Source organism: Aestuariivivens sediminis (genome assembly GCF_022662105.1).
Lineage (GTDB): Bacteria > Bacteroidota > Bacteroidia > Flavobacteriales > Flavobacteriaceae > Aestuariivivens > Aestuariivivens sediminis.
Window position 1 is genome coordinate 62,351 of the sequence record NZ_JAKMCP010000008.1, and the last position, 14,013, is coordinate 76,363.

Below are 14,013 nucleotides of genomic sequence, written 5' to 3' on the forward strand. Positions count from 1 at the left end.
CATAAATACAAAGAAATTTATTTAGAAACAGGCATATTTTCAAGGTGTTAAGGGCCATCGGGCTGCAAAATCGACCTGATAGTGATCTTGTTTTATCCAGTAACTCATGTAATTATTCTTAAAGAAAATATAAATTAAGTGTATTTGTGTTAAACTTTCATAAGTTGTGTTAAACCTTTCATAAGCACAGCATCATTATTTCTGGTCTGTAGTAACTTTGTTAAGCAAATCAAATAAAACAACAGAGATGAAATCATTAACTACACTTTGTGCCATGCTGTTAATAACCCTATCAGCGGCGTCGTTGAACTCAGAATCACGTTTGTTAAACGTTGAATGTAATGAAACCAGTGTTGAAGATTGTAATATATTATTTAGTACCGCCAAACATGTAGCGGTGCAGCCTGTTAAAATAGAAGATGTTTTTGTTTATGAACTGGAGGAAGACGTAAACATAGATTTTGACACAAAACAATTCCTTCCCAAAGATTTTAATCCTTTAAAAGGTTTAGGAGATTTAGACTGGAATACCATAGCGTTGTATGAAATTGAGGAAGATGTTAAGATTGATTTTGATACCAAACATTACCTTCCCAAAGATTTTAATCCCTTAAAAAAATTACATGATTTGGACTGGACTACCATAGAATTATATGAACCGGAGGAAGAGGTGATGCTGGATTTTGATACCAAACCGTATTTACCGGCGAACTTTAACCCTCATGAAATCCTATAAGATTAATAGCAAATGTCCCCATTAAAAAGCCACTCGATTAGAGTGGCTTTTTACATTTGAGTGGCGCCTCCATTACTATTTTTTTCGTGGCTGGTAGTAGCCTTTGCGCTTAACTTTATCATAGGACGTTATAGGGAGAGATGTCATCTTTTAAGTCCGAAATATGTAAAAATGAGAACGATGGAGAACCCAATCATTAGTTTTTGTTGTTGTGTTTCACCAAAGCAAGAGCCGACTCCAAACCCATGGATCTTCTCCATGCTGCTAATTGACCCAGATGCATGGATTCGTGATTAATACACATAAATGTAACCACATCTCCCAAGGTCGGCATGAAATTACTGAAACGCCAGGATAATGGTTTCTTCAATTTATGTTTATCAACTTCCGTCAAGAGTTGCTTTACCTTGTTGTGTTGTTTTTCAAGTTCGTTGATCAATACTAATTTTGATGGATATTTGTTTTTATCAGGATCAGGTTTTCTCGGATCGCCAGGACCTTGTCTCACAAATAAGGCAGCCCATGCATCGGGCATTTCAAATGATGCCCCCAAATCTCTGGCTAAATCGGCACTTCCGGATATTAAATGCCCAATGGTAAAAGCCGGGTGATTGTCCAGTCCAATTGCAGGAACAATGGTCATCTGTTCTTCGCTGAGATCGTGTATAAGAACTTTTGCATATTCAAGGTTAAAATCGTACTGTCTGATAATGGTATTGATATTCATGATATAGTATTGAAGAGGTATTGGATGGAATGCCGATCTAGAAATTAAAACCATACCAATACGGATCGTAAATCGATGTTCTCCCTTTATGGCTATTTTAAACATTCATCCCAGCGACAGACCATACCTCACATTATTACTGGGTTTTTCAGTTATAATATTTATAAATTAAATCTAAAAATAGTTTTCTGTAAATAATATTCTGAAATTTTATTTCTGGTATTTTCTCTAATGCAGCCTTTAAATAGGGACTTTTGATATCCATATCGCCATGGGCTTCGTACTGGTTATACGCATGAACAAATCTGAACTGCCAACTATTTTCATCAAATAAATTTAGTTTGTCATCCAGAATACTGTAACACGAGATAAACGCGTTTTCAGGGAATAAAAAATAGGGGTCAAATCCAATTTCATTTTCAAACCCATGAAAGAATTCTGTGGTCATACTTTTATCAAGTAAATTTAAGTAGCCCTTTTTACTTATTTCTTCCAAAAACCCATCTACAATCAGTTTGTTCTCCAGTAAATTATGGATATGCGTCTTTTTGAATAACAGTGTATCTTTTGGTAGGGTTCGTCCAGCCAGTTGAATATACTTTTCGTTTGTGCATTCGTTAAATTTTTGTTCAAAAACCAGGTCTGGTGGTATCATTAATGAACCACATGAAGTGATTAGGATCAGAATACATGTTTGAAACAGTATTTTCATGATAGGATGTACTACAGATATGAACACCGTGATTTTAATCACCATTCTATTTCTCCATTAAATATAATGATAATTCATTTAGGTTTTAAATAGAATGAATGGAGACAAAATAATAGCACCTAACTGATTTTTCAATTTATCAATGCAACACCCTGTTTTGCATAAGAATCAAAAGTGTGGCTGACGCGTTAAGCATAACCATACTTCGTGCATTTGAGGGTTTAAGGTCTAAGGCGTTACAACGGTTTGAATGGCATGGGCCGGAATATTAATGGAAATTCCCGTATCATTACCTATATAAAGTTTATAATCTATCGGTTTGTCACTTTGATTCATGATGACGTTGATCAAACTGTTATCTTCATTCATAAAAGAAGTACTCAGTAAGTGGCTTCGACTGCTCACGGTACTAATTCTTTTTGCCCCGGGGCGAATAAATTTAGAAAAGTGTCCAATGTAATAATAGGTAGGGGTATAAATTAATGCTTTGGTTTCCGTATCTCCATGGATGGGAGCAAAGCAATAATTCCCTACATGATTAGGACCTCCATTTTGATTTAACAAGATATTCCAATCGGTCCATCCAACCGTTCCCTGGTTAAAATCATTGATCATGGACCTTCCGTAACGCTCAGCATGTTTCCAATACTGGTATCTATCCGATCTAAATCCTTCCTGACACCCTTCCGTAAATAACAGGTTTTTGGAAGGAAAAGATTCTTTAATATGGCCTGGATTTGAAAACATGGGATCGCCACCGGCCCAGGTTTCATACCAGTGAAAACCAATACCCCATGCATATTTTGCTGCTTCAGGATCTTCAAAAATGGTATTTGCCCGATGGTTAATAAGATCTCTGTTGTGATCCCAAACTACAATGTTTTTGTCACCTAGACCTTCCCGTTCCAAGGTTGGTCCGAGGTGGTTTTTTAGGAAATCACGTTCTTCTTCGGCAGTGTAAATACAGGATTCCCAGCGTTGTACGGCCATAGGTTCGTTTTGAATAGTAATCCCCCAAATTGGCATCCCTTCTGCCTCATAAGCCTTGATGAATTTTGCATAGTATCGGGCCCATGCGTCAAAATATTCGGGTAACAATTTTCCTCCATGAAGCATGTTATTGTTACTCTTCATAAAAGCAGGTGGACTCCATGGACTGGCATAAAGCAGTAAATGACCGCCCGCCGTTTCAATAGCTCTCTTTATCAATGGAATTCTATAGGTTTTGTCATGATCAATGCTAAAGGTCTTCAATGCCTTATCCCCTTCCTCAATATAAGTAAAGCTTTCACTACTAAAGTCACTACTGTGTATTGGGGTACGACAAAGCGAATACCCTATTCCTTGTTCTTTATCATAGTAGGCGGTTAAAAGCGCATTCTGCTTATCGGGGGGGAGTTGTGAAAACACTTCTGCCGCTGCATCTGTTATGGCGCCTCCAATTCCAAGAAAGGATTGAAATGATTGGTTTGGATTAACAAAAACACAAACTTCATTTTCCAAAGGCTGTTCTTGCTTTATGAAGGTTTCTTTAGCCGTTTCTGTGAGTCGAAATGACGTGTTGTCTGCCGTGGTATAGACCACGGATTCTTTTCCTAATACCTTAGGGACCACAGAATCTGTAATTACATCGGTGCTGGTGTCATTGGGCGGATTTGAATTATCGATTTTTTTACAGCCTAATAAGCTCATACATAAAAGCAGGGTGGTGATTTTGTAATTCATAATGTATTTTTTTTAATCCGAACAGTTTATTTTAAAACGGGGTGTATGCGTTTCTCCTGATAATACATCTTAAAGGTAATAATAATGAACCAAATACGGGAGCAAAACCTAACAACGTATTTTATGTTTTGTTCTAGCTCCCACTTTAATAGTAAAAGAGTGGAAGTTCAGCACGCCGTTTTACCCTATTTTGGACCCTATTTTAAATACCAGAAACCTAAAATGAAACCCAAAATCCCCAAAACGTCAAGCTTTTGATATAAGCACGTTTTGATATGACTTTCTACTTCAACTAAGTTTTAAAGAGATATTTAAATTAGAAGTTCGTATAATTACGAAGGTTTTTAATGCACCAGATAATCAGATATCGCATAGAAGTCATACGTGGTCGTCACAGTAGTCTGACGATGGATTGAATTCAGTCCAGTCCTGTGACAGAATGCGTTCTTTTTTGAATATTAGGCCTCCGGGGGTTGTCATGATGACAGGCTCCGGGACCGATACATCAGGTGGAGGGTATTTTGGATGATAACCGCCTGCATCTTTTTGATCCTATCACCCTGTGACCATTTGGGGACTACATGCTCTGAAATGCCGTATAAATGGATCCTTAACCGGAAAAACTTTACAAATTATACGATCCCCTTTTCCTTTATTTTCAAAAAGGGGTTTCTTGGACCCCGTTGCTAAAAGGGATCATTTTTTTGGTAGATCCAGTGCAGGATTCCGATCAAAATAATCAAAGGGTCTCAGTTCAAAAGAATGCCAAAGAACGGGCATCACCGGCCAATCTTCAGCTCTAACCATGTGATGCATACCTACCGTATACCAGAGGACAATATCTGTATCTTCTATGGAGCGATCGTTTTCTGTCCAGGAAGGAAGCCCCTGTCCCGGTAAACTTAGTGTAGGAAAGTCTCCGGCAGCAAATTTTTCGTTTTTATCGTAAGGAGTGGCCCATAAATGATAATTTATAAATCCTACTCTCCGCCTTGGATAATCATCTGCACTCAACAAGGTATTTCCCGTTTTTCCTGGCATCAATTGATAGCTTGTTGGATAGCCTACATGATTTTTTCGGTTACGGCTAATAACCCTCCATAAGGTTGGTTTATCCAGATTTATTTTAAGTTTCGCCTCCGATTCGGATTTCGCAATTTTAGGATTTGTTACCCATATACTTCGCCTTGGATTGCTTTCAGGAAGCATCCTGGTTTGAAGGCGATCGAGCAATAAACTATTGTATTCACCATCCACATCAAGATCCATTCGGAAACTAAAATAATGATCGTGGTTAACAGCAATAATATTGGGGTCTACAAACCGGCCATAAGCATCACCGGGTTCGTCATTTTCGACTGAAGAAGCGGCGTTTTTTTGGATGGTGGCTTTTGCCTCTGCAATACCGGTAGCACCCACAAGCACTTTTATAGAACCATCTTGTTGAAAGATCCAATCAAAGATATAATCGTAATTCCCGAGTACCGCTGCGCTTCTTACGACGAGGTCTCTTTTAACGCGACTTTCAGGTTCCATATCATTACTAAAATGTCGCCATGACGGATTTCCATCCTCCCGCTCAAAGATGGCAAGCATATTCGGAACAGGTTGTGGACTGCCATTATCATTTAAAACCAGGCCATCCATATAATATGCAAAATCCGGTGCATCAAGACCGGGGAGTAGAGGTTTGGTCAATCCTCCGGCGGTGTATTCACCGGCATCAATAAAATTGCGATGGGACCAATCAAAAGAGGCATCCATATAGGGCACAAATATTTCTGACAAATGACCCTCGTACAAAATTTTACGGCTGTCACTGCCATCCTGGTAGGTTACGGTTGATATAATCATACCCACACGATGGTCCGGGCGCACATGAAATTTCCATTTTTGCCAACGCACCGTATATCCATCCAACTTAAAACCGGGGCCATTGGGCTGGCTGATGATCATCTCTCCGGGAATCTCTCTAACATTAGGAATTGAACTCGCATCGAAGTCTACGTTTACTGTCGCTATGGGCACAACTCCCTCATCCACAATTCTCAATATGTCTTCCGTATGCATATCAACCACCACGGTCAAACCGGAAATACCCCTTGACCACAAATTTCGGGCATAGCGCACATCAACAAAGGTACCATGAGCAATGCGTCTTCCCTTCTGTTCTTCTTTACCGAAATAACCAGGTGGCCCAAAAAAGCCTTCAATAAAAGTGAGATCCTCATATCCTCTTTTTTTCATTGCAGCTTTAAACTGGGGGTCCTCCTTAACCTTGTCCAGCATTTTATCAAATTCCTCGTTCAACCATGTGGGCTGAATACCCTTTAATTCTTTCCATAAATCCAGACTCCGTGTATTGAGGTTTACCTCAGCCCTATACGTTTTTTCTTCCTGATGGACTATAGCATAAGCAGCCCTTGGCGCCTTTTGATTTCCGCTCCAATCCCAAACTACCGATTTTTCGGGAGGCAATAGATTAATATGTGAAAATCTTGTTTTGCTATCGAGGTGATTGGTGGAATGCAAGACATCCAGCACCGTCCAATACTCCTGCCATGTTACGGGATCCAGGGGATGCTGTGTATTTTGACTATGGGCAAACAGGTAATTGAATACAATAAAACACGATAGAATGAGGTTTTGGATCTTTTGAGCATACATTTTCATACCAAAGTTGAATTAGAAGAAGTTAGTGCGTTAATAAAGTCTAATGTAATGAATTTTATCACGTCTTTTACCCATAGGATTAGAATGGATAGATTGACTCGTTTTAAATCAGAGACTTGTTAATATTCCAATCGTAACCACATATTAGAGGTTTACTACTAAAATCTTTAGAAAGAAAATACACCCGGAAATACATGTTTTTAACACGGGTTATGCTATTGATATAGTAAAGGGAGGGTATCATGCTGTTGTTTTGAGAAAAAACCACTACTAAGAGCCCTGTTTTTCTCAATAAAGCTTAAATCGACCCTCAATCCCAAGGGCCCTAATGTAGATGTTAATTGCTTGTAGGTATCTCAATCTAAGTCCACAGGCGCTGCAACAACATCAAATGCGGTAGCCCCATCATGGTTTCTCACCGTTTTGTCGGCTTCTTTCCTAAGTAAGGCCTCGACGATATCTTTATAACAAAAGAAATCCGCAATATGCAATGGGTTGGAAACCTGATCATTAGGGATATTTAAATCAGCTCCTCCATCTATTAAGGCTTTGGCAATTTCACTTTTACCAAAGGTTGATGCGATGATCAAGGGGGTTGATCCAAATTGGTCTTTTTCATTAGGATCGGTTCCGGATGTTAAGAGTTGTTTAGTGGTTTCAAGGTTACCTTGGAAAGTGGCCAAATGCAAATTGGTACTTTCAGATTTAATCTGTGCTAAAATTTGCAGATGTCAGATAATCAATACGGTAAATCATGTAGTTACGATTTTATTCATTCATTAGTTATTAAGTTTCATGGATTTTATCATCTGTCAAGGGGTATGTTATTCCAATTTTGGCCATCCCATCTCCAGAAATCGCTGAGTGGCAGTTGTTGGCCGTTAACGAAGGCTTTCCCACCATATAAATATCCATAATTTTCTTTCGTATTAAAGGTAAATCCAAAACTATGTCGCGCAGACGGGCCATCATTATTTATGACATGAATTTTATCATGTGCAATTTTAAAGGTCTTATTTTGAAAGTCATAACGGTAATTTTTACCACCAAATCCGATAATTTGGTCTAAATTTTTATCATAGATCATGGCATGATGATCTAGAGAAGAATGGTCATAAGGTCCACTTAAAGCTTGCCATTTATGATTAGACCATCGCCACAAATCGGCGTATTGCCCATTGATCCATAATCCTCCGAATAAGACAACATCATTTGTTTTTTCATGATACACCATTGAAAAGGAAGCTCTTTTTGGGGGAGAAGGAATGTTTAATTTATGCCATTTATTGGTCCATAGCCAGGTATTACCGGTAACACCTTCACCATTCCATCCACCAAAGGCAAGAATCGTGTTCTGCTCTTTCAGGTAAACCATCTGATGATGATCTGCCTTGTAATCACTGTTTTTATCCAGTTGATACCAGCCGGAACCATTCCATTCCCAAAGATCTGAATAGGTCTCTCTGTTATTACCGCGACCCCCATGTAAAATAATTGAATTTCTACCTTTATGAAACGTGACCGCACAAAATCCTCTTGCAGAGGGACCTGAAACGGCAATCTTTTTCCATTTGTTTTGTTTCCAAATCCAAGTGTCACTTAAAAACTCACCACCCTTTTTGTTCGTTCCGCCAAAGAGCAATATATGATTATGGCCGGGGACATATATGAATACATGACCCCATCTCGCCCCTGGACCAATTGGTGTTTCCGCTTCTTGACCTTTTAGGTCTGACCCGGGTAAAAGGAAAAAAACGCATGATAAAATTAAGATAAATATAATATTGGGATAGGACTTATTCATCTTGGATTCATGACCTATAAATATAATGAAATTTCCCGCAGAATCTAAGATTGCGACCCAGTAAAAGGATTATGATCTCGCGGCGCGCCATCATGCTCTATATTATAAAATTCCCACGAAGTTCTGGTGGGGATAAACTATGTTGAATCCGGGTTAGTGATCCGTTTAATATGGTAACCTCAACATCTCATAAAAAGAGAAGTGAAAGAGGGTTTGCCCAATAACAGGTCCTGTTAATATCCTTTTCCAACAGTTCATTAATTCCTTTTCATTTTGGTCCAGAGTAGGGGAAGGAAAACATATGACCAAAAGAAATAGGGGTAAATGATAATATTTGATTAAATTCTTAATCAATGCATTAAGAATTACCTGGGTTGAATGTAATAAGTAATTGTAATGTTTTCTTCAATCATCCTTTTCTAATTCTTTGTCTATTATTCTACTAATATGATAGGCCTTATTAATAAGGTCTTGTGCGTTCGCTTTTGCTACAATTATTAAGAATTCCAATTCGTAAAGAAGATTTTCAAATTTCGGGTCATGAAATAAACCTTTGTAATTATCCGACATTTTTGAAGTTCTTGATTTTACAAGATTTTTAAAATCCTGGGCCGTTACATAAGTCAAGTCGTTTAAACTAACATACTCACTTATTAAAGGGGTATAACGATTTCTATTGATGTTTTGTGATACCAATTCATCTTCTACCATTTCTTCAACAGCCTGAGGCCAGGACAATAGTTCATTTTTAAGGCTGTCACTACTGATAAGATTGAATTTCCCACTATTCAATAAAAGATTAAGGCCACTTGATTTTCCATTATAGGTAGGATTTTTTAAAGTTATTCCAAGAAGGCTGTCTATTAAGCTCGTTTCGGTAAAATCATCTTGTTGTAGAATATCGGTCAACCTGTAATTGCAATCAAGAATTTGATTACGTAACGCATTTTTTTTCTCCAGGGAATTAATGGCTTGTTTGAAATCATCTTTTAGATTACTTAAAAGAACGTTTTCTTCCAGACGTGCTTTTCTTTTTCATTCCAATTCTTTATGGATAAGGCTATTAATATTCCCAAAACCACCAGTACAATTTCACCAATGGCATATTTAAGATACTTCCCGGTTTTGCCCTCTGAAAGTAATTGCTGGCGGAGTTTTCTAAAAACTTTAATCATAAGTAAGCTGGATATTTATTCCGCAAGCGGCATTCTCCACCAAAGTTCTACTTGGCTTTTGATTTTGTATTACAACATGGCTTTTCGATAATTTAAAGATTGTTATCATGGATTATAGATGTATTCCAAATTCTGTTTAGTATTGCATTCATAGCTGTTTATAGGGTTGAATTTCCTTTGAGTCGGGTACCGAATTTTTGCAGATTCCAACAAGTACTATTAGGAATAAACACATTGTGTTATTTTCATGATGTTTATTTCTTTAAATATAAAGAAAATTCATGTAGGTTTTGTAAAGCTTTATTTCAAGCGATTAAATCAAAACAGAAAGTGATTGGTTTGTGACCTCTTTTTAGCCTCATTCGCCGAGACACCTGGATAAAAAAATCACCATTCAGTCAATCCATAAAATGATTTATAAGTAGCCGAACGAAATTCAGCCTGACACAGGTTACCCTAACCCTGATGCAACACGACCTTCACCATTGACTACCACCACGACTTATTTATTCTGTAATGCAGCGCTTCCTAATGTATGGTTTCCATAGAGTCATGGCTATGATTTAAAGGATGTTCATCGCATAAAGGCGGTGCTCAATATTTCAAAAATTTCTCGGCTGTAACCTGTATTTTGCGAAGTGCAATGTTGGCTTTAACATGGCCATCCTGTTCCCAATTGAAGGTCACTTTAGGAAACCCTCTGCCGCCTTCGAAAGCATTGTCGCCAACATATTTTAAACCTGCAATATATTGCCCTTTTAATTTCATGAAAAGGATATCATCCCTTCTCACAAATTCAAAGATTCTCTCACTGTCCGAAAGTTTTTGATCGGAACGATAGAGGCCTTCAATCTTTTGGTACACCTCATCGCTCAGTGGAAACGTTTTACTCAGGACGATATCAAATACCACCTCTTTTTCCTGTTTAGAATTGGTGGATACCATTAAAATTCTGTCGGCCGATTCCGGTGCAGAGGCACTTGCATCCATACCGATGTATTGATCACCTTTAAAATAGATTTGTGTTATCAGGTCCTGTTGTGACGGACTTGAAACGCGCAAATGTATGTGCGCTGGTCTCCAACTTGAATCGCTATCCGGGTTTGCTTTATAGGGTACGGGCATGATGGTCGTGAAATTGTATTTACCGTCTTTTCCGGTTCTCATGGCACCCCTGCACAAGAAGTCGTCGGAGGTGTTGTCGTATTCTTGATTTTCGTTGCAATGCCAGATTTCAATCATGGCATTTGCATTTGGCGTTTCTCCATCCTCCATGTAAATAACACCACTGAGATGTAAAGGAATACCTTTAGAATGGGGAGGAATGATATTGGTTTTAAAGGGCGCGCCCGGCCGGTAAAAAGGACCTAAAATATCTGTAGTGGTTGGCCTGTCACCCACATATTTTTTCCCATCCCATTGGATGGCCCCGAAGGCACTAATGCTAAAAGCCATCAGTGAGGATTGTTTGATAAAGCGTCTTCTTTTCATATGGTCATACGGTTTGGTTCTTACATATGTTGTTCTAAAATAAAGTAGGGGTGTATCAATATCAAGCGGATCACGTTCCTAAGAGATAACCATGATTTTATTTGTGCCTTCTAAAGATAAGCAAAATTAAAATGAGTTATTACTGTCCTATGCGTTAACAAAAAAGACTGAAATTAATGTATTTGTTGAGCTTTATGGTGTTGTTTTTCAGTAATGCTGAAAAGGGGATTCATTGTGTTTTAATTACTTTTAAACGATTTAAAGATGCTGAAACAACTTCAGTGTCACAATGGTTTTAAACAACCTTTTTAAAAGGTCATCGTCCTTTTTAACGACCTTAGTTACTTTCTTTCCGGTCAGGCCTTTTATGATCATATCCCATTTTTTATTGTATCGCCCGAATTGTCCTTGGAGTGTTACCGAAGCAATCCGACAAGGGATCTTTAATAAAAGTAAGGAAGCTTAAAGTGTTTTTATTTTAATGTTTTTCCAGCTTACTTTAACGTCCCCGCCGCTATGAATTTGGAGGATGATTCCACCTTCTCCCCGGCCTATTTTTTCATCCTCAAGATCAGCCATCATAATTCCATTTAGCCATGAGGTAATTTTGGAATTTTGTACTTTAATTTTCATTGTATTCCATTGACCTTCTTTTAAAACCTTTTCGTTTTCGGGATCTGGTTTTATAAGCCATCCACGACCATAAGATTCGTATATTCCTCCGGTATGTTTTCCTGGTGGTGCAACTTCTACCTGCCAGCCACTAACTTTAGTGCCATCGACCGTAGACCTTACAAAGACCCCACTATTGCCATTGCTATTTTGTTTAAATTCTAAAGTAAGTATAAAATCTTTGTAATGCTTCTCTGTACCCAGATAACCATAGGCTTCATCGGAGCCACTTTCGCATACGAGAATGCCGTGTTCAACATACCATTTTTCAGTACCATATATATTCCATCCCTCTAAGTTTTTTCCGTTAAACAGCGAGGTTGTTTGTGCATAAGAAGCTACAGAAAGGAGAAGAACACTTTGCATGAGTAAAAAAAGGGGTTTCATAAATAGTTATTGTTTTAGTTTAAAAAAAGTTTTTTAAGAGACCAATTTAACAAAACGAGTTGGATATTCGTAAGTAGACGTGCACTATCAATTAATTTTATACGCGTTAGCCTTTCCTTATTCGTCTTCAGTTACTCAATTTATCAATTTCAATTTGAACATCCATAATGAGTTGCTCCAGACTCGCAAGAGTTTCTTTTTGCCATTTCAAACGGAGTAGTAGCCAGTTTTGAAGTCTGAGTAAAACATTCCTAAATTCAGCATCTTCTCTTAATGACTCCATGTCTTTGGGCATATTCATTGCTTACACAGAAAATGATATACTACTATCAATTGTGGGCGAGGATACAAAATGTTGATTCATGAGTTGAAGTAATTCTTCATTAACTATTTCCCAATTTTTGGCTTCACGTGTATGGATATTTTTTAGGAGGCGTTCATACATTTCTGTAGTTCTTATTCGAATGCTGTCATTGCTTAAAATATTAACACCTTGATTTTCGATGAACTTGTAAGCGGTATTTCCTACATTAAATAGCCCGTCCATATTAATAATTTCAAATGCTTGTTTTAAGCTATCGTCAACGGGGTATTTGTTTTTAAAATAATCAAAAATTAGTACCGTCGATAGTTGTCTATTATTGGTAGTATTAAAAGTTTCATTGACCTCAGCTAAGTTTGTTTTCAAATCATTATTGAGCTCTTTTAATATCTTAATTTCCAGTTTGGAACTCTTTTTTTCTTCATTCCAATTATTAATACTCCATGCCAGCTATATTCCTATAACAACAAGGGTAATCTCACCGATAGCATACTTTAAATAATTTCCGGTTTTGCCTTCAGCAATTAAGCTCTGTCTAATTTTTTTAAAGAATTTTATCATTGATTTTGGTTTGTTTTATTGTAGTACAATGGCTGGTATACGATGCGTTTTAATGCATTTTATATTTTGTTGTATTTAGTTTCTCGATTCTTTCAATGGATTGATCAATACCCAATGAAAAATTATTTTTTGAGGCTAGTTTAAGCGCTTTTAAATAATATTTATACGCTTTTTCTGGTTTTTGTGTATTCAGATAAATGTCTCCTATCTGCAAGTTTGGATATGATTGAAATCTAATAAATCCAATTTCCTCAGCTAACTCGCAAGATTCTGTATACATTGCAATGGCTAGTTTATCTTCCCCCATTTTCATGTAAACATCACCGAGCGATGAATATGATGCAGGCAAATATGGCTTAAAACCAATTTCAAGTCTTAATTCAAGCGACCACTTAAATAATTGTAAAGCTTTTTCATAATCTAATAATTGCCTTCTGTAAATCTGCGCTAAATGTCGAGTGTTGTATGCTAGAATGTACTTGCTATAATGCTTTCTAGCTTTGATCTCCTTTTCGTATTCGGGAATTAATTCTAATATTTTGGCTTTGTCTCCCCTCTGTAGAAGCATATTATGTTTAACAGAAGTATCATAAGCTCTTATTTCAGCGATTTTTTCAAAATTCCCATGGTCCTCAAAAATTTGTAGTGATTTATCGTGATAAATAAGAGAAGAGTCAATTATATTATTAGAACGATAGGCCTGTGATAAAGCAAAATACAGCTGTCCCAAAACTTCAGTGTCTTCGATCTTATTTGAATCTGGTAAAAAGTTAAGGAGGGTATTAAGGTTTTCTCTGTGATTTGTTCTTTTATTGAAAACATTATTTGCTATGCCATCAATTCTCAATTTCTGAACTGTTAAAAGCACCCCATGTTCAATCTTATAATCTTTGAAATTTTTAAAATATGAAAGGTTAACCATATTCTTTGCTTCTTCAAATCTAGCATCATATAAGGCTCTATCGGAAAGGTTTAGTGTCAAAGTAACAATGGAGTCTTCCAACTTAGTTTGACCCATTAAAGAAAAA

The 14,013-nt window shown here is 37.3% G+C and carries 14 protein-coding genes; 1 reads left to right on the forward strand and 13 read right to left on the reverse strand.

Annotation, left to right across the window (positions count from 1 at the left end; all coding sequences use genetic code 11):
- The first annotated feature begins 247 nt into the window (after nt 1-247).
- Nucleotides 248-736, forward strand: a complete 489-nt coding sequence (locus tag MR054_RS15465) for a hypothetical protein (RefSeq protein ID WP_242158708.1) — start codon at nt 248-250, stop codon at nt 734-736.
- Between the two features lie 196 nt (nt 737-932).
- Here the strand turns inward: MR054_RS15465 and MR054_RS15470 are convergent, their stop codons facing one another.
- The 13 genes from MR054_RS15470 to MR054_RS15530 form a co-directional block, all read right to left on the reverse strand.
- Nucleotides 933-1,568 carry a DinB family protein gene (locus tag MR054_RS15470; RefSeq protein ID WP_242158709.1) on the reverse strand — a complete coding sequence of 212 codons (636 nt, stop codon included), beginning with the start codon at nt 1,566-1,568 and terminating at the stop codon, nt 933-935.
- A 43-nt stretch (nt 1,569-1,611) separates the two neighbouring features.
- Nucleotides 1,612-2,220, reverse strand: coding sequence for a hypothetical protein (locus tag MR054_RS15475; protein WP_242158710.1), 609 nt, complete (start codon nt 2,218-2,220; stop codon nt 1,612-1,614).
- 183 nt (nt 2,221-2,403) lie between these two features.
- Complete coding sequence (locus MR054_RS15480) at nt 2,404-3,900, reverse strand: glycoside hydrolase family 30 protein (protein ID WP_242158711.1); 1,497 nt, start codon at nt 3,898-3,900, stop codon at nt 2,404-2,406.
- Between the two features lie 696 nt (nt 3,901-4,596).
- Entirely contained in the window at nt 4,597-6,573 is a 1,977-nt protein-coding gene (locus MR054_RS15485) for a copper amine oxidase (protein ID WP_242158712.1), read from the reverse strand.
- 356 nt (nt 6,574-6,929) lie between these two features.
- Entirely contained in the window at nt 6,930-7,256 is a 327-nt protein-coding gene (locus tag MR054_RS15490) for an ankyrin repeat domain-containing protein (protein ID WP_242158714.1), read from the reverse strand.
- Between the two features lie 122 nt (nt 7,257-7,378).
- A complete protein-coding gene (locus MR054_RS15495; protein ID WP_242158716.1) occupies nt 7,379-8,377 on the reverse strand; it encodes a Kelch repeat-containing protein in 999 nt (332 codons plus the stop codon).
- 405 nt (nt 8,378-8,782) lie between these two features.
- Complete coding sequence (locus tag MR054_RS15500) at nt 8,783-9,286, reverse strand: hypothetical protein (RefSeq protein WP_242158718.1); 504 nt, start codon at nt 9,284-9,286, stop codon at nt 8,783-8,785.
- Between the two features lie 89 nt (nt 9,287-9,375).
- Entirely contained in the window at nt 9,376-9,552 is a 177-nt protein-coding gene (locus MR054_RS15505; protein ID WP_242158769.1) for a DUF6090 family protein, read from the reverse strand.
- A gap of 594 nt (nt 9,553-10,146) precedes the next feature.
- A complete protein-coding gene (locus MR054_RS15510; protein ID WP_242158720.1) occupies nt 10,147-11,043 on the reverse strand; it encodes a dioxygenase family protein in 897 nt (298 codons plus the stop codon).
- Nucleotides 11,044-11,505: 462 nt separating this feature from the next.
- Complete coding sequence (locus tag MR054_RS15515) at nt 11,506-12,102, reverse strand: 3-keto-disaccharide hydrolase (RefSeq protein ID WP_242158722.1); 597 nt, start codon at nt 12,100-12,102, stop codon at nt 11,506-11,508.
- Between the two features lie 127 nt (nt 12,103-12,229).
- Nucleotides 12,230-12,385 carry a hypothetical protein gene (locus tag MR054_RS15520; protein WP_242158723.1) on the reverse strand — a complete coding sequence of 52 codons (156 nt, stop codon included), beginning with the start codon at nt 12,383-12,385 and terminating at the stop codon, nt 12,230-12,232.
- Between the two features lie 21 nt (nt 12,386-12,406).
- Nucleotides 12,407-12,874: a DUF6090 family protein gene (locus MR054_RS15525; RefSeq protein ID WP_276520198.1), complete on the reverse strand. Its 468-nt coding sequence runs from the start codon at nt 12,872-12,874 to the stop codon at nt 12,407-12,409.
- A gap of 160 nt (nt 12,875-13,034) precedes the next feature.
- Complete coding sequence (locus MR054_RS15530) at nt 13,035-14,003, reverse strand: tetratricopeptide repeat protein (RefSeq protein WP_242158724.1); 969 nt, start codon at nt 14,001-14,003, stop codon at nt 13,035-13,037.
- Nucleotides 14,004-14,013 lie beyond the last annotated feature (10 nt).

Excerpts from the sequence above, each read along its gene's own strand:
- MR054_RS15465 (WP_242158708.1), top strand. The coding sequence starts at position 248 with ATGAAATCATTAACTACACTTTGTGCCATGCTGTTAATAACCCTATCA.
- MR054_RS15470 (WP_242158709.1), bottom strand. The coding sequence starts at position 1,568 with ATGTTTAAAATAGCCATAAAGGGAGAACATCGATTTACGATCCGTATT.
- MR054_RS15475 (WP_242158710.1), bottom strand. The coding sequence starts at position 2,220 with ATGGTGATTAAAATCACGGTGTTCATATCTGTAGTACATCCTATCATG.
- MR054_RS15480 (WP_242158711.1), bottom strand. The coding sequence starts at position 3,900 with ATGAATTACAAAATCACCACCCTGCTTTTATGTATGAGCTTATTAGGC.
- MR054_RS15485 (WP_242158712.1), bottom strand. The coding sequence starts at position 6,573 with ATGAAAATGTATGCTCAAAAGATCCAAAACCTCATTCTATCGTGTTTT.
- MR054_RS15495 (WP_242158716.1), bottom strand. The coding sequence starts at position 8,377 with ATGAATAAGTCCTATCCCAATATTATATTTATCTTAATTTTATCATGC.
- MR054_RS15505 (WP_242158769.1), bottom strand. The coding sequence starts at position 9,552 with ATGATTAAAGTTTTTAGAAAACTCCGCCAGCAATTACTTTCAGAGGGC.
- MR054_RS15510 (WP_242158720.1), bottom strand. The coding sequence starts at position 11,043 with ATGAAAAGAAGACGCTTTATCAAACAATCCTCACTGATGGCTTTTAGC.
- MR054_RS15515 (WP_242158722.1), bottom strand. The coding sequence starts at position 12,102 with ATGAAACCCCTTTTTTTACTCATGCAAAGTGTTCTTCTCCTTTCTGTA.
- MR054_RS15520 (WP_242158723.1), bottom strand. The coding sequence starts at position 12,385 with ATGGAGTCATTAAGAGAAGATGCTGAATTTAGGAATGTTTTACTCAGA.
- MR054_RS15530 (WP_242158724.1), bottom strand. The coding sequence starts at position 14,003 with ATGGGTCAAACTAAGTTGGAAGACTCCATTGTTACTTTGACACTAAAC.